Raw genomic sequence first — 25,986 nt, 5'->3', positions numbered from 1 at the left:
CGGTCAGCCGCCGCCCGGCAGCGGTGCGAGCGCGGCGGGCACGGACAGCACCGGCCCCGCGGGCAGCAGGCCCACGATCGCGCCCGGCGCGGGCGGGAACGCCTCGCCGAGGCCCAGCGCCGCGGCGGTCGCCGGGTCGGGCACCGCCGACGCGAGCCCCGAGCCCGAGATCACCGTGGGGCTGCCGGGGGCGTCGTCGCGGCCGATCGGCACGGCGCGGACCGCGACGCCGGCGCCGGGAACGGCGACGGCGTCGACACGGTCGCCGGAGCCGTCGGCCTGGGCCAGCGTGGCCGGCGGGGTGGCGGTGGCGGGCGGGTCGGCGCCGACGGTGAGCACGACCGGTCCGCCGCCCTGCGCGCCCGCGCAGGTCGTCGGGGCCTCGGCCATCGGCACCGCGCGGGGCACCGGGTCGGGATAGGCGCCGACGGCGATCCCGCGGGCGGTGGCGAGCACGCGCAGCTGGCCCGGCGACACGATCGGCACCGGGGTGCCGGCGCGCGCCGGGTCGGGGTCGTCGAGGCGCACGAGGCGCGCGACGACCTCGGGGACCTCCTGCACGCCCTCGCGCTGCACGACGTACCAGCGGTCCGGGGTCCCGGGCCCGACGAGGCGCACGACCCCGCCCACCGGCTCGCCGGCCAGGAGCCCCGCCGGCGGCACCTCGCCGCGCCCGGCGATCTCCGGCGCGACGATCGGCGGTCCCTCGCCGAGCGTGTTGAGCAGGCTCGTGCTCACCGGGCGCGGGACCTGCCCGGCGAGGTCGAAGGCGAGGACCACGGCACGGTCGCGCAGGTCGAGCCGCGAGCGCACGCCCTCGTGCACGAGCCAGGTGCCGTCGAAGCGGTCGCGCAGCAGCAGGCCGCGGCCGGGGTCGAGGGGGCGGGCGGGCGGGGCGGGGCCGGCGAGCACGGTGGTCCACACCCGCGGCTGCTCCCACGGGCGCGCCGCCCCGGGTTGCGGGCTGCCGGTGTCGCACACCGACCACACGGGCGGGACCTCCGCCCCGGCCGGCGGCAGCGGCGGGGCGTCGACGATGCCCACCCCGCGCTCGCGGGGCGCGGTGGCGATGTCGGCGTCGGCGACCTCCACCGGCTCGGGGTCGCCGGCCTGACCGCCGGACGCCGCCAGCCCCGCGAGCACCAGGCGTGCCGACGCGAGGTTGGGCACCGGCACGAGGCGGTCGGGCCCGTGGACGACGACGTAGAGCGCCCCGGAGCCCTCGGCCACCACGACGCCGGCGCCGCGCCAGTCGGCGGGCCGGTCGAGCAGCCCCCAGACCGCGGCGACGCCGAGCGCGAGCGCGGCGACGAGCACCCCGGCGAGCGTCGCGCGGTGCTGCGCGCGCAGCGGGTCGGTCCCCGGCACGGCCTGGCGCCGGACCAGCGCCGACTGCAGGCGGCGCAGGCCGAAGCGGTACGCGTGGACCTGGTCGGAGGTCGTCGTCGGGGGCGGCATCTCGCCGCGGATCGTGGCACGTCGCGGGGCGGCCCGGGGCCCCGTCGGGTCAGGCCGTGGCGGGGACGCGCGCCGGGCGCGGGGAGATCCGCAGGGTGATCGTCGCGTGCACGACCTCCTGCCCGCGGGCGTCGGTGATCGTGACGTCGGCGTCGACGTCCTCGCGCTCGCCGGAGAACGACGGCGGCTGCGGGAAGGTCGCGACGGCGAGCAGGTCGGTGTCGGCCTTCGCGAGGTACCGCACGGTCATGCCGCGCGGGATCCAGCGGTGCGTCGCCGGCGTCGTCGCCTCCGCGAGCACGCCCATCGCGTACTCGGCGAGGTTGCAGGACGCGATGGCGTGCACGGTGCCGAGGTGGTTGTGCACCAGCCACCAGTTGCGCAGCGACACCTCGGCCCGGCCGGGCTCGAGGCGGCGGATCACCGGCGCGGCGGTGAGGAAGTACGGGGCCCGCAGCCACACGGCCGCGCTGACCAGCAGGCGACCCGGCCACGAACCGGAGAAGCGGCGCCACGTGCCCAGCACGCTCGGGGTACTCACGGGCGCGCAGGTTACCGGTCAGTATGGGTCCGCGGCGACCGTGCGGGCACCGACGGTCATCTACTCAGGGGTGACGTCCCGGATTGACGAACGGACGTTCGGGGCACCCCCGGGCCGCGTGCCCTGCGCTCCTGCTCGGAGGATCCCGATGACCACTCGCCCCGAACGGCCTGCTCCCCCCGCCGCCGAGGCCTCGGGCCTCCCCGACCGCCTCGCCGCGGTGCTCGGCGACCTGACCTTCCCGGCCGACCGGTGGCAGGTGCTCACCACCGCCGACATGTACGGGGTCGACACCGTCACGCGCACGATGCTCGAACGCCTCCCCGAGCGCCGCCACCACTCGCTGGGCGAGGTCGTGGCCGTCCTCGCCGCCGTGCTCTCCGGTCGTCCGGTCGCCGCGGTGGGACAGGCCGGGCCGCCGCGCGTCCCGCACACCGCGCCGCGGCGCGGTCCCGTGGTCGCGCAGACGGTGCGCCCCGTCGCGCGGCCCGCCGGCCGGCGACCGGTCCGCCCCGTCGCCTAGCTCGCCGGTCGGGGCCGGTGGCTCGGCCGTCCGGCCCGACCAGCCCCGCGGCGAACGCGAGCAGCCCCGCCTGCGGTTGTCGCGGGCGCGTGCGACGGACGTCGTGCGGCCGGCAATCGGCTCAGCCCTGTTCGTCGAGGTCGAACGCGTCGTCGCCGATCCAGACGCGCAGGCCGTCGCCGTCGTCGGTGATCGCGCCCTCCTCCTCCTCGGAGAGCTCGCGCGCGGCGCCGAGCGAGCGCTCGTCGTAGCCCACGAGTCCGTCGCCGAGATCGCGCGGCCGGTACTCCGAGGCGAGCACGGCGGTGCGACTGCGCGTCGCCAGGAACGCCGCGTTCTCCGGCCCGACGTCGGCGACCCACCGTTGCGCGCGCACCCGTGCGTGCCTACTCGGTCCGGGCGCCGGGGGCAACGGAAAGCGGTGGACCTCCACCCCGGTCGAGGACCTACCGTCGCGGCTGCCCGCCACCGAGGAGGTCGACCACCATGCGCGCGCTGCGCCCGTTGCGCCGGTCCGCGTACCGGCGCCTGGCCACCGCGCTCGCGCTGTCGGTGCTCGCCGAGGGCCTCTGGACGCTCGCGGTCGTCTGGCAGGTGGTCGAGCTCGGCGGCGGGCCGGGCGAGCTGTCGCTGGTGTCGGGCGCGCTCGCGCTCGGTCTGATCGTCACCGCGCTGCTCGGGGGCGTGCTCGCCGACCGGGTGCCGCAGAAGCGGATCCTCGCCGGTGTCATGGCGGTGCTCGCTTTGTCGATCGGCCTGGTGGCGGGCCTCTCGGCGCTCGGCGCGCTGTCGGTGACGCTGCTCGTGCTCGTGGCCGCGGTGATCGGCCTGTCGATGGGCCTGTTCTTCCCGGCGTACTCGGCGCTCGTACCGGCGATGGTCGACGACGACGAGCTGCTCGCGGTGAACGGGCTCGAGGGCGTCGTGCGCCCGGTGCTCCTGCTGGGCGCGGGCCCGGCGCTGGCCGGGGCGCTCGTCGCCGCCCACTCCCCGGCCGCGGCGCTCGGTGCCACGGCGCTCGCCTGCCTCGCGGGTCTCGTCGCGGCGCTGTCACTGCCCCGGCGGGCGCTGCGCCGCGACCTCGGCGAGGGGAGTCGGGGCGTCGGGGCGGTGGCCCGCGACCTGGCCGAGGGCTTCCGCTACATGATCGCGACGCGGTGGTTGCTCGTGACGCTGGTGTTCGCGTCGCTGATGGTCCTCATGGTGCTGGGGCCGCTCGAGGTGCTGGTCCCGTTCGCGATCATCGAGCGGGCGGGCAGCGGGCCCGGCGGGCACTCGCTGGTGCTCCTGGCGCACGGCGCGGGCGGGGCGATCGCGTCGATCCTCGTCGCCTCGCTGCGCCTCCCGCGCCGGTACCTCACGGTCATGATCGTGATGTGGACGGCGGCCTGCGTCCCCATGGTCGTCTTCGGGCTGGTCGACACGCTCTGGCCGATGGTCGTCGCCGGGTTCGTCGTCGGCGGCCTGTTCAGCGCCCCGCAGGTGATCTGGGGGACGCTGCTGCAGCGCCGCGTCCCCCCGGCCCTGCTCGGGCGCGTGACGAGCCTCGACTTCTTCGTCTCGCTCGCCTTCATGCCCGTGTCCATGGCGCTCGCCGGGCCGGTCAGCGAGGTCGCGGGCCTGACGCCGGTCTTCCTCGCCGCGGGCCTCGCGCCGATCGCGTTCGGCGTGCTGGCGCTGGTCCTCGGTCGCCTGGGCCCGGACGAGCTCGCCCACCCCCTCGACGTCGTCGACGCGCTCGACGACGCCGCGACGGGGACGCCGCGGGCGGCCTGAGCAGGGTGATCTCGTCGAGCCAGTAACACCGTCCCCAGGCCGCCCTACCTCGCTGGCTGCGTCAGGTCGTAGACGGTGGTCCCGCCGACCGTGGTCGCCGTGTAGTGCGCGGCGACCCACGCGGTGATCTGGGTGCCGACGCCGTCCCCCGCGCCGCCGCCCGGACCCACGCCCGGCCCGCCCGAGGCCACGAACCAGTGGATGTCCCCGGCGGCCACGAAGGCCTGGAACTGCGCGAGGCTCGGCGCCGCGTCCGACCCGGTGAACCCGCCGATCGCCATCACCGCGGTCCCGCTGGCGAGCTCGAGGCCCGAGGCGCTCTGCGCCGAAACGGTGGCCGCCGACCAGCGGGTCCCCGCCGACGTGAGCAGCGCGGTGAGCTCGGCGGACGTGCGGGCCTCGCCGGGCCCGCCACCGCCCGGTGCGCCACCGCCCGGTGCGCCACCGCCGGGGCCGCCCGTCTCCGCGCCCGTCGAGGGCCCGGCGCTGACGATCGAGCCCTGGTGCGCGGTGGTCGCGGTCTGCACCGCGAAGGCCGTCGCGCCCCCGGCCCCGGCGAGCAGGGCGGCGAGCAGCACGACCGGGAGGACCCGGGCCCCGACGCGTCGCCACGGCAGGACCAGCCCGATCGCGGCGACGAGGCCGGCGATCGCGACCACCCAGCGCAGCCAGGGCAGGAATTCCGGGGTGCGGCGCAGCAGCACCACGGCCCAGCCGGCGGTGAGCGCCACGGTGAGGCCCAGCGTCAGGTCGGCGGCGAGGTGCCCCCGGCGTCGCCACACCTCGCGGCCGCCGACGGCCAGCGTGCCGACGAGACCGGGCGCGAGCGCCACCGCGTAGTACGCGTGGATCGTGCCGCTCATGACACTGAACACGAGCCCGGTGACGAGCATCCAGCCGCCCCAGAGCACGAGCGCGGCGCGGGTGCGGTCGGTGCGCGGGGCCCGGCGGGTCAGCCACAGCCCGGCCGCCAGCGCGACGAACGCGGCCGGCAGCAGCCAGCTGACCTGGCCGCCGAAGGCCTCGTTGACCATCCGCGTGATGCCCGTGGAGCCACCGAACCCGGTGCCGCCGCCCCCACCCCCGTTGCCCTCGCCGGCCAGGATGCGGCCGAGGCCGTTGTATCCCAGGACGAGGTCGAGCAGCGTGTTGTCGGTCGAGCCGCCGATGTAGGGGCGGGACGAGGTGGGCCACAGGTCGACGAGCAGCACGTACCAGCCCACCGACGCCACGAGCGCGAGCGCACCCGCGCCGAGCTGGACCAGCCGCCGGCGCAGTGGGGCCGCCGGGGCGAGCAGCAGCACCGCGGCCAGCGCGGGCAGCACCAGGAACGCCTGCATCATCTTCGTGAGGAACCCGAGCCCGAGCAGCGCGCCCGCCGCGGCCGTCCACCACGTCCCGGCGCGTGTCGCCGCCACGTCCACGGCCCGCACCACCGCGTACGCCGACGCCACCAGGCACAGCACGAGCAGCGCGTCGGGGTTGTCGAACCGGAACATCAGCACCGCGACCGGCGTCAGCGCGAGCGCCGCGCCGGCGAGCAGACCCGCGCCCGGCCCCGACCAGCGCCGCACGGTCAGGTAGAGCAGGCCGACCGCCCCGACGCCCATCAGCGCCTGCGGCGCGAGCAACGACCAGCTCGAGAACCCGAACAGCCGGCCGGACAGGCCCATCACCCACAGCGCGGCCGGCGGCTTGTCGACGGTGATGAAGTTCGACGCGTCCATCGAGCCGAACAGCCACGCCGTCCACGACTGCGTCCCGGCCTGGACCGCGGCCGCGTAGTAGGTGTTGGCGAAGCCCGAGGCGCCGAGGTCCCACAGGTACAGCACGGCCGTGCCGACGAGCAGGGCGATCAGCGCCGGGCGCACCCAGCGCGGATCGTCGACGCGCCCGGTCAGGAGGGCCGGCACGCGGCGGGAGGCGGCGTGCCGGGCGGGAGCGGGCGCGCGCCGCAGCACCCGGAGTGCGGTCGTCCGACCGTCGTGGACCGTCATGGTGGCGACCCTGCGGGCCGACCGTGTCCGGATCGTGGGTCGGGCTTGTGCGCCGACTGTGAGGGGCGACCGGAACTTCACGCACGCCGCACGGACGACTCCGGAGACGATCCGAAAAGCCCCGGACGGGTAACGATCACACAGATGCCCTGCACGAGGACGTGACGATGGCCCGAGAACCGGGAACGCTACGAGAGTGATCGGTCCCGTGCTGCGCTCGCGGCGTCTGCGCTTCCTCGCGCGTCTCGCCGTGAGCGTGGTGTCGGTGGGCATCCTGGCGCTCTCGGCGGTGGGGTGGACGCAACTGCGCGCACTGGATCGATCCACGCCGGCGGCCGCCGTCATCGACGGTCCCGAGCCCGCGGCGACCGGCGAGCAGAACATCCTGCTGGTCGGGCTCGACAACCGCACCGACGCGCAGGGCAACCCGCTGCCCGAGGACGTCCTCGCCGCGCTCAACGCCGGCGACGGCGAGTCCGGCGGCGGCACGGCCGACTCGCTGACCGTCGTCCACGTCCCCGCGGGCGGCGGGCGCGCGACGGCGATCTCGATCCCGCGCGACTCCTACGTCGACCTGGGACAGGGTCTCGGCCGGCACAAGATCAATTCGGCGTGGTCGCGGGCCGCCGCCCGGGCGACCGACGCCATGACCGGCACCGGCCCGACCGGCACCACCGCCCTGTTCGCCGCCGAGTCCCCCGGGCCGCCGTCGCCGACCGACCCCGCCGTCGTGCGCGCCGCCGGCGCCGCGGGGGCCCGGGCCACGATCGGCGCGGTCCAGCAGCTCACCGGGCTGCCCATCTCGCACTTCGCGGCGGTCAACCTCGCCGGCTTCGCCGACCTGAGCAGCGCGATCGGCGGGGTGCCGGTCTGCCTGCGCGCCCCGGTGCAGGACTCCTACTCGGGGCTCGCGCTGCCGGCGGGCCCGCAGGAGATCAGCGGTCCCGAGGCGCTCGCCTTCGTGCGCCAGCGCCACGGGCTGCCGAACGGCGACCTCGACCGGATCGCGCGCCAGCAGGTGTTCCTCGCCGGGGCGACCGAGACGCTGCTGTCGGCCAACACGCTCGCCGATCCCTTCGCGGTCGGCCGCATCACCGAGGCCGTGTCGCGGTCGGTGACGCTCGACGCCGGCTGGGACGTGCTCGGGTTCGCCCGCCAGCTGCAGGGTCTCTCCGCCGGCGCGGTCACGTTCCGCACGATCCCCACCGGAGCCAGCGACCTCAGCACCCCGTACGACGGGACGGCGGTCCAGGTCGATCCCCGCGAGGTGCGCTCGTTCGTCGCGACCGCGATCGCCGCCGACGCGGGCAACCCCGCCGCCCTTGCCGCGCTCACCCCGCCGCCCCCGGCCGGGTCCTCCGACGCCTCGGTGAGCGCGGGGCTCGACCGCCTCGACGCGCGGTCGTCGTCCTCGTACCGCTCCGCCGACGAGGACGACGCGAGCTCCTCGGACGACGAGTACTCCTCCTCGTCCGGCTACTCCTCGTCCGGCTACTCGTCCGACGAGGAGGACGGGTCGGGCGAGCGCGACCGGGCGAGCGCGCCCCCGGTGTCGCCGACCCCGCCGATCACCGCCGCCGCGCCCGGCTGCGTCAACTGAGCTGCGTGGACCGAGCTGCGTGGACTGAGCTGCGTGGACTGAGCTGCGTGGACTGAGCTGCGTGGACTGAGCGAGCCCCGCACGAGCGAACGACTCCCTCGCTCCGGTGTGCGGAGCGAGGGAGTCGTTCGCTGCGTCGGGCCGGCGCCGCGGGGTCAGCTCGCCCGCTCGGAGCCGAGCGTCACCGGGACCTCGCGGGGCTGGCCGCCGGCCGAGGTGACGGTCAGCGTCACCTGCGCGCCCGGCTGCTGTGAGCGGATCGCGGCGACGAGGCTGTCGGCGTCCGGGATGACGCGGTCGTCGACGCGGGTGACGACGTCGCCCTGGACCAGTCCGGCGGTCGCCGCCGGACCGCCCGGCGCGACCTGGCCGAGCACCGCGCCCTCGGGGCCCTCGGTGACGCCGACGCCGAGCACGGCGCGGGTGGCGAAGCCCTGGGTCACCAGTTCGTTGCCGATGCGGGCGGCCTGGTCGATCGGGATCGCGAAGCCCAGGCCGATCGAGCCGGACGGGGACTGCTGGCCGCCCGAGGACTGCCCGCCGAGCGACGCGATGGCCGACGTGATGCCCACGACCCGGCCCTGCATGTCGACGAGCGCGCCGCCGGAGTTGCCGGGGTTGATCGCGGCGTCGGTCTGGATGGCGTCGAGCACCGTCGCCTGCCCGCTCTGCGCGCCGCCGGTCGCGACCGGGCGCTGCAGCGCGCTGACGATGCCGGTGGTCACCGTGCCCGACAGGCCCAGCGGCGACCCGACGGCGACGACGTCCTGGCCGACCTGCAGCTGTGACGAGTCGCCCAGCGTCGCGGGCCGGAGCCGGGAGACGCCCTGGGCGCGGACGACGGCGAGGTCGGCGCTCGGGTCGGTGCCGACGACCTGCACGGGCGCGCGGTTCCCGTTCTGGAACACGGCGGTCAGGCCCTGCGCCTGGCTCGGGGCGGCGCCCTCCGGTGCCTGCTCGAGCCCGCCGAGCGGCGACTGCTGCTGCGCGGGCTGGCCGGCCTCGAGCACGTGCGCGTTGGTGAGGATGAGGCCGTCGGCGGAGATGATGACGCCGGAGCCCTCGCCCGACGCGCCCTCGAGCTGGACGACGCTCGGGAGCACGGTGGCGGCGACCTGCTCGACCGATCCGGCCGGCGCGGCCGGCGCGGGCGCGCCGCCGGAGCTCGAGGTCGAGGACAGCACCGAGGTGCCGCCGGCGTTCGAGGACGCGGCCTCGTAGCCGACCGCGCCGCCGATCCCGCCGGCGAGCAGCACCGCGGCGAGCGCGCCGGCGACCAGGGCGACCGGACGCCGGCGGCGCGGCGGGCCGGGCGGCGGCGGCGCGTACCCGGGCGTGGTGGGCGGGGGACCGGGCGGCGCGCCGTCGCGGCGGGACCAGGGGTCACCCGGGCCGCCGCCGTGGCCGCCGGCCGGGAGGCCCGAGCCGAGCGGTGCGGTGGGATAGCCGCCGGGACGCTCCCCGGCGGGACCGGTGGGCAGGGTGCCCGTGCCGGTACCACCCGCGGGACGCGCCGACGGGTCCGCGGCGTGGGAGGGGGAGGTGGGGCTGTTGTCGCTCACGCGGTCCAGGGTCGGCCGGTCGACTGTGCCGATGCTGCGGCGTCGCTGCGTGGTTGCTGAGAGTCCGCCCTGAACTGCGGTGGAACCGGACGAACGCGTCACCGCACGACCCGGTACCAGTGCTCGGTCTCGCCGGGCATGCGCTCGAGGGACACCTGCTGCCCGCCCGCGCGTCGGAAGATCGGCGTGCCGTCGCCGAGCATCACGGGCGCGAAGAAGATCAGCACCTCGTCGAGCAGGCCCGCGTCCAGGCACTGGGCGGCGACGTCGGCGCCCAGGACGTTGACGTCGCGGTCGCCGGCGAGCTCGCGCGCCCGGTCGACCGCCGTGACCAGGTCGGTGACGAACTCGATCCCGTCCGGGGCGTCGTCGGGCGGCCGGTGGGTGAGCACGACGACCGGCCCGTCGTACTGCCCGCCGAACGCGCCCTCGGCGTCCGTGCCGCGGTTCGGGTCGTCGCCGCCGTAGGTGACGCGGCCGGCGAGGATCGCGCCGGTGCGGGCGAGCAGCCGCTCGGCGGTGGGGTTCTCCTCACCGAGGTGCTCGGTCAGCCACGACATGTCGCCGTCCGGACCGGCGATGAAGCCGTCGAGCGACGCGGTCGCCGAGTAGATGACCTGGGCCATGGATGCCGTCCTCAGCGGTGGGCGTGCCGGGCGAGCAGGGCGTCGACGAGCTCGTCCCAGGTGTCCCGGGGCGGCAGCTGGTGCCCCATCGCGGGGAGCTCGAGCAGCCGGGCGCCCGGGATCGCGGCGGCCAGCGCGCGTCCGTGCGCGGGCGGGAACAGCGGGTCGGCGCCGCCGTGCACGACGAGCGTCGGCACGCCGTCGAGCGCCCCGAGATCGGTCGGCCCCATCGGCCCGGTCTCGATCACGAAGTGGTTGCCGGCGGCGGCGACGTCGCGGCTGCGCGCCAGCACCCGGGTGGCGATCGCCCGGGTGCGCGCCTCGTCGAAGGCGTCGGGGCCGGCGAAGGGGCGCTCGCCCTCGACGAGCGCCTCGACCGGGTCGGTGACCTCCGGGCCCTCGCCCGCGAACACGGCCTCGATCGCCGGGGTCGGTCCGGGCAGGTCGCCGACCGCGGGGTCGATCGGCGACGTCGCGATGAGGGTCAGGGCGGCGACGCGGTCGCGGAATCCGAGGGCGAGGCGCTGCGCGATCCCGCCGCCCATCGAGAGCCCGCAGACGTGGGCGCGCTCGACACCGAGGGCGTCCAGCACCGCGATCGCGTCGGTGACGAGGTCCCACCCGGTGTAGCCGGGCGCCCCGGCGGGCCACGAGGTCGAGACGCCGGTGTCGCGGTGGTCGTAGCGGATCACCCGCAGCCCGCGGTCGACGAGGCGGGCGCACAGGTCGTCGTCCCACCAGTCCATCGACCAGCCCCCGCCGGCGATGAGCAGCAGCGCCGGCGCGTCGGTGTCGCCGAGCGACTCCACGCCGAGCGTCACGTCCTCGTCCACGTCGACCAGCACGACGGACCCCTTCCGGTTGCGTTTCGCTATCAGTAGCGAAGCGGACGAATCGGGTGGTTGTCAAGTGCAACCGGTCGGCCAGACGGCCGACCCACGGGTCGCCGTCGACGACTCCGCCGCGCCGGCGGCGGGTGGCGCGGAGGGACACGGCCACGGTCACAGGGCACCCACAGGTCCGGCACACGACCCGTCCACGCCCGGCTCCGACGCTGCGATCATGACCGCAGCGACCCCGCTCCGCGCCTCCTCCCCCCGTCACGTCGCGGTGACCGGCGGCGCCGTGCTCGACGTCGTCGTCCCCGTGTTCGACGAGGAGCGCGACCTCGCGCCCTGCGTCCGGCGGCTGCACCGCCACCTCACCGAGGACTTCCCCTACGCGTTCCGCATCACCGTCGCCGACAACGCCAGCACCGACGGCACGCTCGCGGTCGCCGAGGCGCTGGCCGACGAGTTCGCCGGGGTCGCCGTCGTGCACCTCGACGAGAAGGGCCGCGGACGCGCGCTGCGCGCGGTGTGGTCGGCCTCGGACGCGCCGGTGCTCGCCTACACGGACGTCGACCTGTCGACCGACCTCAACGCCCTGCTCCCGCTGGTCGCCCCCCTGATCTCCGGGCACTCCGACCTCGCGATCGGCTCCCGGCTCGCGCCGGCCTCGCGGGTCGTGCGCGGGGTGAAGCGGGAGGTGATCTCGCGCTGCTACAACGTGCTGCTGCGCGGGACGCTGCGGGCGCGCTTCTCCGACGCGCAGTGCGGGTTCAAGGCCATCCGCGCCGACGTGGCGCGCCGGCTGCTGCCGCTGGTCGAGGACACCGGCTGGTTCTTCGACACCGAGCTGCTGGTGCTCGCCGAGCGCTCGGGGCTGCGGATCCACGAGGTGCCGGTCGACTGGGTCGACGACCCCGACTCGCGTGTCGACGTCGTCGCCACGGCGGTCGCCGACCTCAAGGGCGTCGCCCGCGTCGGGCGCGCGCTCGCCACCGGTGCGCTGCCGGTGGCCCGGCTGCGGGAGGAGTCCGGCCGTGCGCCCCGCTCTCAGCAGAACCGTCCCCGGACGAGATGGCGGGCGTGACCCCGGGCCTGACCGGGCAGATGGTGCGCTTCGCCGCGATCGGCTTGCTCTCGACGCTCGCCTTCCTGCTGCTCTACACGCTCTTCCGGGGCGTGCTCGGGGCGCAGCCGTCGAACCTGCTCGCGCTGGTGTTCACCGCGGTCGCGAACACCGCCGCCAACCGCCGCCTGACCTTCGGCATCCGCGGGCGCCGTCACGCCGGACGCAGCCAGGTCGAGGGCCTCGTGGTCTTCGGTCTCGGGCTGGCGCTGACGTCGGGCTCGCTCGCCCTGCTCGGCGTCCTCGCCCCGGCGGCGTCGCACGCCGTGGAGCACGCCGTGCTGGTCGTCGCGAACCTCGTCGCGACCCTCCTGCGCTTCGTCGCCTACCGCGCCTGGGTCTTCCACCCGCGCCGCCAGCGCGCATGACCCCCCGTGCCGGCCGTGCAGCCACGCTGACGTCCGGCGTCGGGAAATGCCCCACGATCACGAACCCGGAGCACCGATGAGCACCGCGACCGACCCCGACGTCGTCGCCACCCCCGCCGCACCGAGCACGCCCCCGCGGGCGCCGTGGCCGCGCCGGGCGTGGCGCGGACGCGCGGACGACCCCGGCTGGGTCCGCCCGGCGCTGCTCGGCCTGCTCGCCGCCACCGCCGTCACCTACCTGTGGGACCTCGGCGCGTCGGGCTGGGCGAACTCCTTCTACGCGGCCGCGGCGCAGGCGGGTACGCAATCGTGGAAGGCGTGGCTCTTCGGCGCGCTCGACGCCCCGGGCCTGATCACGGTCGACAAGCCGCCGGCCTCGCTGTGGGTCATGGCGCTGTCCGGACGGATCGCCGGGTTCTCGAGCTGGTCGCTGCTCGCGCCCCAGGCCCTCATGGGCGTCGCCTCGGTGGGCCTGCTCTACCTCACCGTGCGGCGCTGGTCGGGCCCGCGCACGGCGCTGGCGGCCGGCGCGCTGCTCGCCGCGACGCCGGTGGCCGTGCTGATGTTCCGGTTCGACAACCCGGACGCGCTGCTCGTCCTGACGATGGTCGCCGCGGCGTGGACGACGACCCGCGCGATCGACGCCGCCGGCCGTCGCGCGGGCACGTGGTGGCTGGTCGCGACCGGCGCGCTGGTCGGCCTCGGCTTCCTCACCAAGCAGCTCCAGGTGCTGCTCGTCGTCCCGGCGCTGGCGCTCGCGGTGCTGGTCGTGGCGCCGTCGCGGCTGCGCCGCCGGATCGGCGACCTCCTCGCCGGCGGCGCGGCGATGATCGTCTCGGCCGGCTGGTACGTCGCGCTCGTCGAGCTGTGGCCCGCGTCGTCGCGGCCCTACATCGGGGGCTCGACCACCAACTCGCTGCTCCAGCTCGCGCTCGGCTACAACGGCCTCGGTCGGATCCTGGGCGACGAGGGCAGCGGCCGTGGCGGGCCGGGCGGCATGCCGGCCGGGCCGCCCCCCGGCGACGCCGGCGGCCCGGGAGGCACGGGTGGCCCCGGCGGTCCCGGCGGCGGTGGCTTCGGCGGTTCGCCGGGCGTCGAGCGCCTGGTCACCACGGAGTTCTCGGGCCAGGCGTCGTGGCTGCTGCCGGCCGCGCTGGTGCTGCTCGTCGCCGGTCTCTGGTTCCTGCGCCGCGCCCCGCGCACCGACCGCACCCGCGGCCTGCTCATCCTCGGCGGCGCCTGGACGCTCGTGCACGCCGTGGTCTTCAGCGCGATGAGCGGGATCATCCACCCCTACTACGCGGTCGCGCTGGCGCCGGGGATCGCGGTGACGACCGCCGTCGGCGCGTCGGTCCTGTGGCGTCGCCGCGAGGAGCGCACCGCGCGGATCGTGCTCGCGGTCGTGGTCGCCGGCACCGCCGCGTGGAGCGCGGTCATCCTCACCCAGCACGACTGGCTCCCGTGGGCGCGCTGGGTGCTCCTCGCCGCCGGCGTCCTGGGCGCCGTCGCCCTGCTCGTCCCGGCGGCGCGCCGGGGTCGGCTGGCGATCGTCGGTGTCGTCGCCGCGCTGGTCGCGGTGCTCGGCGGATCGACGGCGTTCGCCACCCAGACCGCGCTGACCCCGCACGAGGGCTCGATCGTCAGCGCCGGTCCCGGCGGGGGGAGTGGGCGGCCGGACGGGCCCGACGGCGGGGCGCGCCCGGGCGGCCCGGAGGGCGGGACGCCGTCACCCCAGCTCGTCGCGCTGCTCCGCGACGCCGGGACGCGGTGGGCGGCGGCCACGACCGGTGCCCAGAGCGCCGCCTCGCTGCAGCTCGCCGGCGGCGTGCCGGTGATGGCGATGGGCGGCTTCATGGGCAGTGACCCGGCGCCGACCCTCGCACAGTTCCGGGCCGCCGTGGCGTCCGGCGAGGTGCGCTACTACGTCGAGGGCGGCGGCCCGGGGCGCGGCGGGACGCCGGGTGCCGATCTCCCCGGGAGCGGCGGTCCCGGCGCACGGGGGACGAGCGGTGAGATCCGTGCCTGGATCCAGGCGAACTTCACGCCGATCGACGTCGCGGGGCGCACCGTGTACGACCTGGGCGCTCCGCGTTCCTGAGCCCACCCCACGACCGGCTCCGCCGGTGCGCGCGAGGGCCGCGCGGACCCACCCCCCGGGTTCGCGCGGCCTTCGCCTCCGACCGCCTACTCCTTGCCCTCCCGGTAGGCGTCGGTGAGGTGGCCGTACACGACGACGTTGTCGACGTAGCTGATCTCGCGGTGGTCGAACTCGCCGCCGCACGTGATCAGCCGGATCTGGCTGTCGGGGGTCGGTCCGTAGACGGCGTCGGTGGGGAAGGCGTCCTTCGCGACCTGCTCGACGCGGTCGACGGTGAAGACGGCGGTGGTGTCGTCGTCGCGGTGCACCTCGACGGTCTCGCCCGCCGTCATCAGCCCGATCCGGGCGAAGGCCCCGTAGTCCCCGCGCAGGTTCACGTGGGCCGCGAGCACCGCCGGCCCGACCGCACCGGGGCTCGCGCTGCCCTCGTACCAGCCCACGGTGGAGGCGCGGCGCGGGACGTCGAGGGAGTTGTCGGCGCGCAGGCCGAGATCGGTGGTGTCCTCGGTCGACAGCCCGATCGACGGGATGTCGATGCCGGTGATGTCGGCGGGCTCCAGCGGCGCGGGCACCGACACCCGCTGGCCGGGCTGGAGCACCGGGGCCGGCGGCGCCGCGTCCCCCTGTCCGCTGACGACCGCGACGAGCACGCCGATCGCCAGGAGGGCGACGACGAAGGCGGTGAAGCGGCCGGTCACCCGATCGAGCATGCCCTTCCGGCCCCGTCGAGTTCACGGCGGCGCGCGGACGACGCCCCGAGATCGTCGTCAGAGGGGACGGTAGGCCTCGGTGAGGTGTCCGAAGACCACGATGTTGTCCTCGTAGCTGCGGGTGCGCTCGTCGAACACCCCGCCGCACGTGACGAGCCGGATCTCGCTGTCCCGGGTCGGGGCGTAGACGGCCTCGGTGGGGAACGCGTCCTTGGCGACCTGCTCGACACGGTCGACGACGAACACCGCGGTGGTGTCGTCGTCGCGGTGCACCTCGACGCTCGCGCCCGGCGCCAGCTGCCCGAGGCGGGCGAAGGCGCCCTCCTCGCCGCGGAAGTTCACGTGGGCCGCGAGCACCGCGGGTCCGGGCGTGCCGGGGCTCGCGCTGTCGGCGTACCAGCCGACCGTGGACGCGCTGCGCGGGACGTCGAGCGAGTTGTCGTCGCGGAGGCCGAGGCTCGTCGTGTCCCCGCTGGCCAGCCCGATCGAGGGGGCGTCGATGCCGGTGATCTGTGCGACGGGGAGCGGGGTGGCCACGGCCGCGCGCTCGGCGGGCGGGAGTGAGACGGCGCGCGGGCCCTCGGGGCCGTCGTCGCCGTTGGCCACCGCGACGAGCACCCCGACGGTCAGGAGGGCGAGGACCAGGGCGGTCAGCCGGCCGGTCATCCGGTGGAGGACGCCCCGCTCCTCCGACGGCTCGACGGGCGGCGCCTCGGGGGCCGCCACGTCAGCTGTTCCCCCGCCGGGCAGCGGCGAGCTGGCCGCCGCGCACGACGCCGGCCCCCGCGCCGATCCCGAGGAGCGACAGCGCGATCACCTGGCCGATCGTCGGGCCGTCGGTGGTCCCGTCGCCGGCGGCGATGCCGCCGACGGGGTAGCCCCGGTAGTCCCTCGGACCGCCTACGCCCCACTCGCACGCGCGACCGTCGTTGTCGCCGTCGAGGTTGTTCGGGTCCGACGGGTCGGCGATGAGGACCGCCTGCGCGTCGGAGGGGTCGGCGAAGTCCCAGCAGTTGAGCAGGTTCGCGGGACGTGCTGGAGCCACGTAGGTGTAGTACGTGCTGCCCGGGCCGTAGACGACCGGCGGGATCCACGGGTGGTAGTGCTCGTGGTGGTCGTAGGAGTGCGACGGCGGCGCGGAGGAGCCCGTCGACGGGGTCGTGGTCGTCGTCGTGCCGGTCGGGAGGGGCACCTCGGGGATCTCGGGGAGGTCGTCCGCTCCCGGGATGATCCCGGTGACGGTGTCGACGACGCCGCCGATGAGGTCGCCGAGGCCGCCACCACCGCCGGAGTCGCCGTCGTCCGCCACGGCGACGCCCGCCGTGCCGATCATCCCTGCCGCCACCAGCCCGACCAGCGCGCCTGCGACGCGTCGACGCCCCTGCACCATGTCCCGACCCGATCCGTGCTCGCCCGATGTGTCCGGGTCGTCGCGCGGCGACTCCCCCGTCCGACCTAACGCCGTGGGCTACCGATGGGTACGCGCCGGTCAAGAACTCGTGAGGATTCGCTCGGGTCCGGCGACGGACCGTGATCGGCGTCTCTCGATCCGGGGACGAGCTCTCGGGGCGGAGGCGTTCGTCCGGGGCCGACCACGGAGATCTCCCGGCGGTGGGACCGGAGATCCGCTGCGGTCCGCGTCTGCGGTGGTCACGGCCAGGTCACGGCGTCTCGACCGTCGGTGCGGCGGCAGCGACGACCGCGACACGTCAACCATTCGAGTGGTCTCTCCGTCGTTCGGTACGAGATCCGCTGGGGGCGGTAACGGCAGTGACTCTCCGTGCGAAGCGTGAAGCGAACGGCTGAACGCACTCAGCCACCAGCGCTCGAAGGGGAGTAGCGATGAGGGGTCGACGGAGCAGCCGCAGCGCCGCGGTCGTGCTGGCCGGCTGCGTGGGACTGGCGGTGATCGCTCCGGGGCTCGCGCTCGCGGCGCCGGTGGCCGGCGTGACGTCGGAGGCGGAGTGCGAGGACCTCGGGGTCGGCTACACCTGGGTCAACGGCGTCTGCGACGACGGCGAGACGGCAGTCGTCGAGGACGAGGACACGACGTCCGCCGGTGACGAGGACGTGACCCTGCCCGCCGGCGAGGACACGACGCCGCCCGCCGGCGAGGACACGACCCCGCCCGCCGGCGAGGACACGACGCCGCCCGCTGGCGAGGACACGACCCCGCCCGCCGGCGAGGACACGACCCCGCCCGCCGGCGACGAGGAAGTCACCCCGCCCGCCGGCGACGACGAGGTCACCCCGCCCGCGGACGACGAGGAGGTCACCCCGCCCGCGGACGACGAGGAGGTCACCCCGCCCGCCGGCGACCAGGAGGTGACCCCGCCCGCCGGGAACGACGACGCGACGCCGCCCGCCGGGAACGACGACGCGACGCCGCCGGCCGGCGACGAGCAGGCACCGGCCCCGAAGGCCGACGCCGTCGAGGACGTGATCCCCGACCTCCAGCAGGAGATCGACGACATCCTCCCCGACGCCGGCGCGAACCCGATCAAGCTCCCGGGTCTGCCGACGATCCCGCAGCCGGTGGACGGCACGTTCACGAACGTCAACGACGCCTGCCTGAACGCCATCTCGAAGCTGGAGTTCCCCGCCGGCACGACGGGCCTCGAGCGCCTCAGCGCCCAGCTCCAGGGCTTCTGCTACGGGCTGAACACGACCGACGTGCACGTCTGCCTCGAGCACCTGCGCGACGTGATCAAGCACCTCTGCCCGACCGTGATCGAGTACAACACCACGATCAACTTCATCAACACGCACGTCTCCTACGAGTGGTGGGGCGCCTACTGGACCCACCGCTACGACGTCGACTGCGACGAGGTGACCTACGACGAGGCCAACGCGATCCTCGACTGGGACCGCTCGGACCCGTTCCGTCTCGACCGTGACGACGACGGCATCGCCTGCGAGCGCAACGCCCACGAGCACGAGGTCGACTACGTCAGCTACCCCGAGGGCGGTGTCTCGACCGGCGACGGCAGCACCTCCACCGGCGCCTCGCCCGTCGAGGTCGCGCTGGCCGCGGGTGCGCTCGGCGGTCTCGGCGCCATCGGCCTGGTCCTCGTCCGGCGCTACGCGCGGCAGGGCTGATCCACCATGGCCGTCACGAACGACATGAAGAACGACACGAAGTCCGGCACCGCCACCCGCGCGACGATCGGTGTCCTCGTCGTCCTCGCCCTGCTCGCGATGGCGGCCTACCTCTCCGGTGACTTCTCCGCGCGCACCGGCCCGGCCGCCGCCGAGCTGCCGGCCGGGCGCACGGAGGTCACGCCGCCCCTCGACACGGCCGGGACCGCGAACCTGCGGATCCCCTCGATCGGCGTCGACACCCGGCAGCTCGTCGAGCTGGGGCAGACGGAGGACCGCCGCCTGGAGGTCCCGAAGGACGCCACGACCGTCGGCCACTACCGCGGTGGCGCGGCGCCGGGCGAGACCGGCCCGGCCATCTACGCCTCGCACGTGAACTACGGCGGCGTCGACGGCGGGTTCGCCCGCCTCGCCGACGTGCAGGCCGGCGACCAGGTGCTCGTCGAGCGCACCGACGGCGCCACGGTCGTCTACGCGGTCGACCGCGTCGACGAGGTGTCCAAGGACGCCTTCCCGACGGTGCAGGTCTACGGCCCGACCACGGGCCCGGAGCTGCGGCTGATCACCTGCGGCGGCGAGTTCGACAGCGATGTCCGGAGCTACTCCCACAACATCGTGGTCTACGGCCACGCCGTGGAGGCCTACCGCGCCTGATCGCCGCCGGCCTCCCCGGCACCCGAGGACGGCCGGGCCCCGCATCGCGGGGTCCGGCCGTCGTCGTTCTCAGCCTCCGCACAGCGACCCGTCAGGCCGGCCACACCGCCCGCGCGCAGCGTGGAGCCCATGATCCCGCTCGCGGCCGCGCCCACGGTCCCCCTGCTCGACGCGCCGCCCCGGCGCACCGTGCCGGGGGGACGGGTCGCCGCGGTGCTCGCGATCCTCGTCGGCACGGCCACGGTGATCGGCTCCTACGTCCTCGCCGTGCTCGACCCGACCGGACGCGCGCTCGACGACGCCGTCATGGACACGGCCACCGGCGTCGGGCTGCGCAGCGAGGGCCTCGGCGTCCTCGAGCTCGTCGGGGTCCCGACGGTCGCGCTGGCGGTGATCGTGCTGGCCGGCGTGGCGCTCGCCCGCGGCCGGGGTGACCGCGCCGTCGGGGTCGTGGCGCTGGTGCTCGGCGCGCAGCTGGTGACCCAGGCGCTCAAGGCCGGGCTCGTCCGCCCCGACTCGCTCGAGGGCAACTCCCTGCCCAGCGGGCACGTCACGCTGGTGGCCTCGCTCGGGCTGGCGCTGGTGCTCGTGGTGCCCCGCGCGCTGCGCCTGCCGGCCGGGCTGGCGGCGGTCGCCGTCACCGGGATCGCGGGCGTGGCCACGATGGTCGCGGGCTGGCACCGGCCCAGCGACGTGCTCGCCGCGGTCGGCGTCGTGGTGGCGACCGGAGGCGTCGTCACCCTCGTGGGGGCGCTGCTCCGGGGGCGACGGCGTCGACGACCTGCATGACCGTGTCCCACCGCGTCGCGACCCGTACGAAACCGTGGCGCACGAGGGCGTCGGCGAGCTCGCCCCGACCGAACAGCCGCGCCTGCCCGCCGCGAGCCAGCACCTCGGTGAGCACCCGGAACGGCCCGCGCCCGTGGGCGGGCACGGCGACGGCGAGCCGCCCACCGGGGCGCAGGACCCGCCGGAGCTGCGCGAGCGCGGTGTCGAGGTCGGGCACGAGGTGCAGCAGCAGCGAGCAGCACACCGCGTCGAGACACGCGTCCCGCAGCGGGAGCGCCATCGCGTCGACCCGGACGAACACGGTGTTCGGCGCCGTGACCGCCCGCGCCGCGCGGGCGAGCATCGCGGGGGAGAGGTCCGCGCCGATCACCAGCCCGTCCGGCCCGACCGCGTCGGCGAGGTGGCGGGTGAGGGTCCCGGGGCCGCACGCGAGGTCGAGCACGGTCTCGCCGCCGACGAGGTCGAGGCGCGGCACGACGCCGTAGAAGTCGCGGACCAGCCCGCCGAGGGCGAGGTCGGGCACGAGGTCACGGACGCGGTCGCCGGCCCCGACCAGCCGGTCGTAGAACCCCGCCCCGCCGCCGGACTCCCAGAGGTCCTGGACCCGTCCCCGCGAGCCCGGGCGACCCTCGACGAGGTCGAACCAGGGTGCCGCGGGGTCGTCGGGCAGCGGGACGTCGAGCAGCGGGGCCAGGCGTCCGGCCGCGCTCACCCGCCGTCCCGCACCGCGGCCCGCAGCTCGTCGAACTCGGTGACGACGGCGTCGGCGAGGTCGTGCAGGTCGGGCACCAGCTCGGCGCAGGCCAGCAGACCGATGTCGAGCTGGTCGACGTAGCTCTGCACCGTGATGTTGAGCCCGACGGGGTCGGCGATCGCCGAGACCGGGATGTAGTGGGTCATCGTGGCGCTGCCCAGGTAGAGCGGTTCCCGGGGTCCCGGCACGTTGGAGACGACGGTGTTGAACGGAGCCGGGGCCACCGAGCCCCAGCGGGTCAGGGCCCGGCTCACCGCGGTCACGGTGGCCGGCACCCCGAGCCCGGCGGCGTCGGGCGTCAGCTGGCCGGGCATCGCGGCGAACACCTGCTTGGCGACGCGCAGCGCGTCGTGGGCGGCGCGCAGGCGCGCGACCGGGCCGTCGACGTCGGTGGGCAGCGCGGCCACGGTCGCCGAGACGCGGTTGGTCCACGGCTCGTCCTCGTCGCCCTCGCGCAGCGACACCGGGATCATCGCGGTCAGCGGCTGGTCGGGCAGCTCGCCGCGCTCGAGCAGCCAGCGGCGCAGCCCCCCGCCGCAGAGGGCCACGACGACGTCGTTGATCGTCGCGCCGGCCTCCTTGCCGACCGCCTTGACCTCCGCCAGGGGCAGCGCACGGTGCGCGAAGCGCCGGTAGCGGCTGACGGGCGCGTTGAAGGGGGTGGGCGGCGTGACGAGCGGGGGCAGGCGCGGCAGGTCCTGGTCGGGGTCGCGCTCGCGCCCGACGTTGAGCACCGACCCCAGCGGGCCCCGCAGGCTCCCTCGCACCCGGTCGGCGAGGTCGATCACCGCGGGGTTGCGGCTCGCCCGGGCCATGCTCTGTCCGGCCCGGGCCGCGAGCAGCAGGCCCCGCGCGGGCCGGCGCACGCCGTTCGCGGCCGCGCGGGCCAGGACGCCCGCGGTCGACGGCGGCGCCTCGGACGTCCACTCGCCGGCGTGACCGGGCGGCTCGGCGTCGGGGACGTCGTCGAGCATGAGCGCGAGCAGGTCCGCGCCGGCGGCGCCGTCGATGGTGCTGTGGTGGATCATCGTGAGGATCGCGAAGCGGTCGGCTCCGCCTTCCTCCTCCGGGGCCAGGCCCTCGATGACGTGCGAGACCCACAGCGGGTGCTCGCGGTCCATCGGGGCGGCGACCAACCGGGCGACCAGCTCGTCCAGCTGGTCGTCGGTGCCGGGCGGCGGGACGGCGCTGTGCCGGACGTGGAAGTCGAGGTCGAAGTCCGGGTCGGCGATCCAGTAGGGATGATCGAGCCCGAACGGTACCTGGACCAGCCGCCGCCGCAGCGGCTCGAGCTGGTGGATGCGGTCGGCGAGCTGTCGGCGCCACGCCGGGTAGGGCTCGAGGTCGGCGTCCGGGCGCTCGAGGATCAGGAGCTGGCTGACGTGCAGGAACTGGTGGTCGTCCTCCAGGTCCAGGAACGCCGAGTCCAGACCCGAGAGCTGCTTCACGTGGTGACCTCCTCGTCGACACCCGCCGGGCGGGCGCCCAGTCTGTGGCCGGACGGCCGCCACGGCCAACCCGACCGTGGGTGGGCCGCCGACCCTCTCGGCGGCATCACCACATCGAGGGACTCAAGCCCGGGTGATCAGTCCTCGTAACCTCCGGCCGTGACGCCCGTTAGGCGTTCCGGAGGAGTGCTCACTCGATCGGCGGTGCGCTCCGCCACCGGACGAACGGACGGAGAACCCCGGCATGGGCAGGCACCAGATGGCGTCGTCCTCGGCGCGTGCCCGGGTCGCGCTCGGCGCGCTCCCGCTGGTCGCCACCGTCGGGGCGATCGGGATCGGCTCGGTCGTGATGAGTCCCGTGAGCTCCGACGCCCCGCTGGCGCTCCCGGTGCCCGCCGGCGGGGGCGCGGGCCCGGCGGCCTTGCTGCCTCTCGGCCCCGGTGTGCCGCCGGCCCCGGTCCAGGTGCTCGACCTCGCCGCCACCGACGGCTCCGTCACCGCGGACCGGGGCGGTCCCGGCGGCACCATCGGCAGCGTGCGGCCCGGCGGAGGCGGCGACGGCCCGCCCGCCCGCCGCACGGCCCGCGCGACCGCCGACGACGACGGGCCCGCGCGGGGCACGACCGCTGGCGCGGCCGGGCGATCGTCCGGCGGATCGTCCGGCGGATCGTCCGGTGGATCGTCCGGCAGTGGTGGCGACGGCGGCGGCCGCGCCGGTGGTGACGCCGGCGGTGGCCCGGACGGTTCGGGTGCCGGCGCCACGGGCTCGTCGGGGTCGGGCAGCTCGGGCGGTTCGGGCGGCTCGGGCGGCTCGGGCGGCTCGGGCGGCGGCCTGCTCGGCGGCGTCGTCGGCGGTCTCACACACACCGTCTCGGGGGCGACGTCCATGCTCTCGTTCGGGGAGCCGTCGGGCTCCGTGCTCTCCTTCGACTGAGGGCGACCGTCGCCGACCGACGCGCTCACGTCGGCCGAAATATAGTTAGGTGATACAACGGTCTGGTGACCGCACCGACCGACGCGCGGCTGGCCACCGCGGCCGCCCTGGACGCCTTCGCGGCGTGGGCGATCCGCTCGACGGCCGACCGTGAGCTCAGCCTGACCACGGCGTCGACGATCGCGACGCTGGACCGCGACGGACCGCAGCGGCTCTCCGACCTCGCGGTCCGCGAGGGCGTGACCCAGCCGAGCATGACCGCGCTCGTCACACGCCTCGAGCGTGACGGCCTCGCCGCCCGCGGCGACGACCCGACCGACCGGCGGGCCGTGATCGTCACCCTGACGGAGGCCGGGCGGGACGTGCTGCGCGCGCGGCGCACGCGGCGCGCGACGCGGCTCGCCGGGCTGCTCGACCGGCTCACGCCCGAGGACCGGGCCGCGGTCGAGGCCGCGTCCGGCGCGCTGTCACGCCTGACCCACACCGACCCCTCCCGAGGAGAGTCGTGAGCACCCCCTCCGCCGGCCCGTTCCGGCAGCCGAAGGCCGTCTGGGCGGTCGCCTTCGCCTGCGTCATCAGCTTCATGGGGATCGGCCTGGTCGACCCGATCCTGCCCGCCCTGGCCACCCAGCTGCAGGCGTCGCCGGCCCAGGTGTCGCTGCTGTTCACCAGCTACCTGCTGATCACCGCGGTGATGATGCTCGTGACCGGCTGGGTCTCCAGCCGGATCGGTGCCAAGGCCACGCTGGTCACCGGTCTGACGATCATCGTGGTGTTGGCTGCCCTCGCCGGCGCGTCCGGCTCGATCGGCGAGATCGTCGGCTTCCGGGCCGGCTGGGGCCTGGGCAACGCCCTGTTCATCGCGACCTCGCTCGCGGTGATCGTCGCGTCCGCCAGCGGCGGCTTCGCGGGCGCGATCATCCTCTACGAGACCGCGCTCGGCGTCGGCATCGCGCTGGGCCCGCTCGTCGGCGGCCTGCTCGGGTCGGTGAGCTGGCGCGCCCCGTTCTTCGGTGTCGCCGTGCTCATGGCGATCGCGCTCGTCGCGACGCTGGTGCTGCTCGACAAGACACCGAAGCCGGCGAAGAAGATCAGCCTGCTCGACCCGGTCAGGGCGCTGCGCCACCGCAGCCTCGCGACGATCGCCCTGACGGCCTTCGCCTACAACTGGGGCTTCTTCACGCTGCTCGCGTACTCGCCGTACTCGATGGGCGGGCTCGACGAGCTGCAGCTCGGCGCCGTCTTCACCGCGTGGGGCGTGCTCGTCGCGATCTTCGCGGTGTTCGTGGCGCCGGCGCTCGAGCGGCGCTTCGGCACGGTCCGGGTGCTCTACTTCATGCTCGGGCTGCTCGCCGTCGACCTCGCGGTCATCGCCTCCTGGAACGACACCCCGGGCGTCGTCATCGGCGCGGTGATCGTCGCCGGCGCGATGATCGGGCTGAACAACACCCTGGTGACGCAGGCCGTCATGTCCGTGGCGCCGGTCGAGCGGCCCGTCGCGTCGGCGTCCTACAGCTTCGTGCGCTTCCTCGGCGGCGGGCTCGCCCCGTGGATCGCCGGCCTGCTCGCCGAGGCGTTCCTGCCGGACACGCCGTTCTGGGTGGGCGCGGCCGTCGTGGCCGTCGGCATCCTGGTCCTCGCCACCGCCCACCGGCTGCTGCGACGCGTGGAGACCGGCGAGGAGGCGGTCTCCGCGGACGAGGCTGCGCCGGCGGGCCCGCGGCCGGTGCTGGTCGCCGTGGACGAGGCGCCGCACGCCCCGGCGGTCGCGGCGGCCGGTGCGCGGTTCGCGACGCTCCTGGACGCGCCGCTGGTGGTCGTGCACGTGCCCGAGTGCGCGCTGGTCGACGCCGCAGCCGCCTCGGACGACCGCGGCCTGGACCTCGACCGCTCGGTCGCCGCGGCCCGCGAGGCGCTGGACCCGCAGGCGTCGGTGACCACCGAGACCCTGGCGCCCGTCGGGAACCACGACGGCGTAGGCGGCGAGCTCGTCGCGGTCGCCCGGCGCCTCGACGCCCGGGCGGTCGTGGTGGGCCGCCCGCGGGGTGGCGCGCTCGCCGCGCTGACCTCGCCGAGCGCCGACCGCGCCCTCTGGACCGACGGCCCCTGCCCGGTCGTGGTGGTGCCCGACGGCGCGGAGCCGAGGGGCGCCGGGCACACCGCGGAGGTCCCGCCGAGCCGACCGTCGTCCCCGTGGCCCTCGACGGCGAGGTCGTGCACGACGTCGTCCTGACCGCGGACACCCCGGTGGCCGCCGCGCGCTGACCACCCCGCACACGGCAACGGGCCCGGCCCACCAGGTGGTGGACCGGGCCCGTGCCGTGCGCGGCGGCTGCCTCAGGCGGGGATGCCCGGGAGCTCGAACTGGCTCGGCAGCTCGGGGAGGAAGTCGGAGACCGCGGGGAGCGCCGGCAGCTCCGGCGCGTCCGGCAGGCCGGGCACCTCGACGCCGTTGAACGTGTTGCCCTGGCCGTTGCCCTGCCCGATGACGTTGCCGGCGTCGACGCCGATGTTGCTGCCCTCGGAGGTGACGTTGTTGTTCTCGTCGACGTGCGACTCGGCGGACGCGAACGGTGCGGCGGCCAGCAGACCGGCGGTGACGCCGACGGTGACGACGCCCAGCTTCTTCAGCACGGGGAACTCCTGTGGTGTCTCGGGGGATCAGGCGGCGGCCGAATGGCTGAGGAGCGCGGTACCGACGCCTCGAGCGACTAACGAGGACGTGAGATCGCCGTGACCTCCGGGGGCAGAAGGATCCCCGAACGGGGGATCGGGATCGCCGCACTCCCGGAACACGACGGCCCGGCCACCGTGACGATGGCCGGGCCGGCGAGCGTCGTGAGGACGCTCAGAGGCTGTCGGTGACGTCGACCGGTGCGTCGGTCTCGGGCACCGAGGCGTCCGGGGTCGGCAGCTCGGCCTCCTCGCCGAGGATGCTCACGGCGACGTTGTTGCCGCTGAGGTTCCCGTTGAGGATGTCGTTGCAGACGATGTTGAGCGCGTTGGCCCCGCCGACCGGCGCCTGGATCACGGCGTTGCCGAGGAGGGCGTTGCCCTCGATGCCGCCGTTGGCCTCGGCCGAACCACCGGTGACGT

General features: G+C 75.8%; 23 protein-coding genes and 2 pseudogenes. 11 read left to right on the top strand and 14 right to left on the bottom strand.

Annotated features, from left to right (window positions below; all coding sequences use genetic code 11):
• Nucleotides 1-3: 3 nt before the first annotated feature.
• On the bottom strand, nt 4-1,458 hold the full coding sequence (gene eccB, locus PHK61_RS29460) for a type VII secretion protein EccB (protein WP_274284596.1): 1,455 nt from the start codon (nt 1,456-1,458) through the stop codon (nt 4-6).
• Between the two features lie 49 nt (nt 1,459-1,507).
• Nucleotides 1,508-1,999 carry a hotdog fold domain-containing protein gene (locus PHK61_RS29455; protein ID WP_274284595.1) on the bottom strand — a complete coding sequence of 164 codons (492 nt, stop codon included), beginning with the start codon at nt 1,997-1,999 and terminating at the stop codon, nt 1,508-1,510.
• Between the two features lie 148 nt (nt 2,000-2,147).
• Between PHK61_RS29455 and PHK61_RS29450 the strand changes: the two genes are divergently transcribed.
• Nucleotides 2,148-2,522: a DUF2795 domain-containing protein gene (locus PHK61_RS29450; RefSeq protein ID WP_274284594.1), complete on the top strand. Its 375-nt coding sequence runs from the start codon at nt 2,148-2,150 to the stop codon at nt 2,520-2,522.
• A 121-nt stretch (nt 2,523-2,643) separates the two neighbouring features.
• On the opposite strand, the gene PHK61_RS29445 is transcribed toward PHK61_RS29450, so the two are convergent.
• The gene (locus PHK61_RS29445) at nt 2,644-2,898 is read right to left on the bottom strand and encodes a hypothetical protein (RefSeq protein WP_274284593.1); all 255 of its coding nucleotides are present in this window, start codon (nt 2,896-2,898) and stop codon (nt 2,644-2,646) included.
• 110 nt (nt 2,899-3,008) lie between these two features.
• On the opposite strand from PHK61_RS29445, the gene PHK61_RS29440 reads away from it, so the two are divergent.
• Nucleotides 3,009-4,298, top strand: coding sequence for an MFS transporter (locus tag PHK61_RS29440; protein WP_274284592.1), 1,290 nt, complete (start codon nt 3,009-3,011; stop codon nt 4,296-4,298).
• A 44-nt stretch (nt 4,299-4,342) separates the two neighbouring features.
• Here PHK61_RS29440 and PHK61_RS29435 read toward each other — a convergent pair whose 3' ends face one another.
• Complete coding sequence (locus tag PHK61_RS29435) at nt 4,343-6,295, bottom strand: ArnT family glycosyltransferase (protein ID WP_274284591.1); 1,953 nt, start codon at nt 6,293-6,295, stop codon at nt 4,343-4,345.
• A 196-nt stretch (nt 6,296-6,491) separates the two neighbouring features.
• Here PHK61_RS29435 and PHK61_RS29430 point away from each other — a divergent pair, with 196 nt between their 5' ends.
• A complete protein-coding gene (locus PHK61_RS29430) occupies nt 6,492-7,895 on the top strand; it encodes an LCP family protein (RefSeq protein ID WP_274284590.1) in 1,404 nt (467 codons plus the stop codon).
• Between the two features lie 155 nt (nt 7,896-8,050).
• Here PHK61_RS29430 and PHK61_RS29425 read toward each other — a convergent pair whose 3' ends face one another.
• From PHK61_RS29425 to PHK61_RS29415, 3 genes are all read right to left on the bottom strand, one after another.
• On the bottom strand, nt 8,051-9,457 hold the full coding sequence (locus PHK61_RS29425) for a S1C family serine protease (protein ID WP_274284589.1): 1,407 nt from the start codon (nt 9,455-9,457) through the stop codon (nt 8,051-8,053).
• A gap of 98 nt (nt 9,458-9,555) precedes the next feature.
• Complete coding sequence (locus PHK61_RS29420) at nt 9,556-10,083, bottom strand: dihydrofolate reductase family protein (protein WP_274284588.1); 528 nt, start codon at nt 10,081-10,083, stop codon at nt 9,556-9,558.
• A gap of 11 nt (nt 10,084-10,094) precedes the next feature.
• Nucleotides 10,095-10,928: an alpha/beta fold hydrolase gene (locus PHK61_RS29415; RefSeq protein WP_274284587.1), complete on the bottom strand. Its 834-nt coding sequence runs from the start codon at nt 10,926-10,928 to the stop codon at nt 10,095-10,097.
• 217 nt (nt 10,929-11,145) lie between these two features.
• On the opposite strand from PHK61_RS29415, the pseudogene PHK61_RS29410 reads away from it, so the two are divergent.
• Nucleotides 11,146-12,404 (top strand): annotated as a pseudogene (locus PHK61_RS29410) (bifunctional glycosyltransferase family 2/GtrA family protein).
• 76 nt (nt 12,405-12,480) lie between these two features.
• Nucleotides 12,481-14,502: a glycosyltransferase family 39 protein gene (locus tag PHK61_RS29405; protein ID WP_274284586.1), complete on the top strand. Its 2,022-nt coding sequence runs from the start codon at nt 12,481-12,483 to the stop codon at nt 14,500-14,502.
• An 86-nt stretch (nt 14,503-14,588) separates the two neighbouring features.
• Here PHK61_RS29405 and PHK61_RS29400 read toward each other — a convergent pair whose 3' ends face one another.
• The 3 genes from PHK61_RS29400 to PHK61_RS29390 form a co-directional block, all read right to left on the bottom strand.
• The gene (locus PHK61_RS29400) at nt 14,589-15,200 is read right to left on the bottom strand and encodes a class F sortase (RefSeq protein WP_274284585.1); all 612 of its coding nucleotides are present in this window, start codon (nt 15,198-15,200) and stop codon (nt 14,589-14,591) included.
• A 69-nt stretch (nt 15,201-15,269) separates the two neighbouring features.
• Complete coding sequence (locus tag PHK61_RS29395; protein WP_274284584.1) at nt 15,270-15,938, bottom strand: sortase domain-containing protein; 669 nt, start codon at nt 15,936-15,938, stop codon at nt 15,270-15,272.
• Nucleotide 15,939: 1 nt separating this feature from the next.
• A complete protein-coding gene (locus PHK61_RS29390) occupies nt 15,940-16,557 on the bottom strand; it encodes a hypothetical protein (protein WP_274284583.1) in 618 nt (205 codons plus the stop codon).
• Nucleotides 16,558-17,054: 497 nt separating this feature from the next.
• Here PHK61_RS29390 and PHK61_RS29385 point away from each other — a divergent pair, with 497 nt between their 5' ends.
• From PHK61_RS29385 to PHK61_RS29375, 3 genes are all read left to right on the top strand, one after another.
• A complete protein-coding gene (locus tag PHK61_RS29385; protein WP_274284582.1) occupies nt 17,055-18,311 on the top strand; it encodes a hypothetical protein in 1,257 nt (418 codons plus the stop codon).
• Nucleotides 18,312-18,317: 6 nt separating this feature from the next.
• Nucleotides 18,318-18,965 (top strand): sortase domain-containing protein, encoded by a 648-nt coding sequence (locus PHK61_RS29380; protein ID WP_274284581.1) that lies wholly within the window; start codon nt 18,318-18,320, stop codon nt 18,963-18,965.
• Between the two features lie 129 nt (nt 18,966-19,094).
• On the top strand, nt 19,095-19,754 hold the full coding sequence (locus PHK61_RS29375; protein WP_274284580.1) for a phosphatase PAP2 family protein: 660 nt from the start codon (nt 19,095-19,097) through the stop codon (nt 19,752-19,754).
• Here the strand turns inward: PHK61_RS29375 and PHK61_RS29370 are convergent.
• Entirely contained in the window at nt 19,702-20,466 is a 765-nt protein-coding gene (locus tag PHK61_RS29370; RefSeq protein WP_274284579.1) for a class I SAM-dependent methyltransferase, read from the bottom strand. The two genes, PHK61_RS29375 and PHK61_RS29370, sit on opposite strands and share 53 nt — an antisense overlap.
• The gene (locus PHK61_RS29365) at nt 20,463-21,956 is read right to left on the bottom strand and encodes a WS/DGAT/MGAT family O-acyltransferase (RefSeq protein ID WP_274284578.1); all 1,494 of its coding nucleotides are present in this window, start codon (nt 21,954-21,956) and stop codon (nt 20,463-20,465) included. Before PHK61_RS29365 ends, PHK61_RS29370 begins: the two co-directional genes overlap by 4 nt.
• 244 nt (nt 21,957-22,200) lie before the next feature.
• Between PHK61_RS29365 and PHK61_RS29360 the strand changes: the two genes are divergently transcribed.
• The 3 genes from PHK61_RS29360 to PHK61_RS29350 all read left to right on the top strand — a co-directional run bounded on the left by PHK61_RS29360 (nt 22,201) and on the right by PHK61_RS29350 (nt 25,123).
• Complete coding sequence (locus PHK61_RS29360) at nt 22,201-22,890, top strand: hypothetical protein (RefSeq protein WP_274284577.1); 690 nt, start codon at nt 22,201-22,203, stop codon at nt 22,888-22,890.
• A gap of 65 nt (nt 22,891-22,955) precedes the next feature.
• Nucleotides 22,956-23,399: a MarR family winged helix-turn-helix transcriptional regulator gene (locus PHK61_RS29355; RefSeq protein WP_274284576.1), complete on the top strand. Its 444-nt coding sequence runs from the start codon at nt 22,956-22,958 to the stop codon at nt 23,397-23,399.
• Nucleotides 23,396-25,123, top strand: a complete 1,728-nt coding sequence (locus PHK61_RS29350) for an MFS transporter (protein ID WP_274284575.1) — start codon at nt 23,396-23,398, stop codon at nt 25,121-25,123. Before PHK61_RS29355 ends, PHK61_RS29350 begins: the two co-directional genes overlap by 4 nt.
• A 104-nt stretch (nt 25,124-25,227) precedes the next feature.
• Here the strand turns inward: PHK61_RS29350 and PHK61_RS29345 are convergent, their stop codons facing one another.
• Nucleotides 25,228-25,524: a hypothetical protein gene (locus tag PHK61_RS29345; RefSeq protein ID WP_274284574.1), complete on the bottom strand. Its 297-nt coding sequence runs from the start codon at nt 25,522-25,524 to the stop codon at nt 25,228-25,230.
• A 214-nt stretch (nt 25,525-25,738) separates the two neighbouring features.
• Nucleotides 25,739-25,986, bottom strand: a pseudogene (locus PHK61_RS29340) (hypothetical protein); the annotation flags it as partial.

Origin of the sequence: Actinomycetospora lutea (genome assembly GCF_028737205.1) — a bacterium.
Taxonomy (GTDB): Bacteria; Actinomycetota; Actinomycetes; order Mycobacteriales; family Pseudonocardiaceae; genus Actinomycetospora; species Actinomycetospora lutea.
This window is presented reverse-complemented; position numbering and strand designations above follow the sequence as displayed.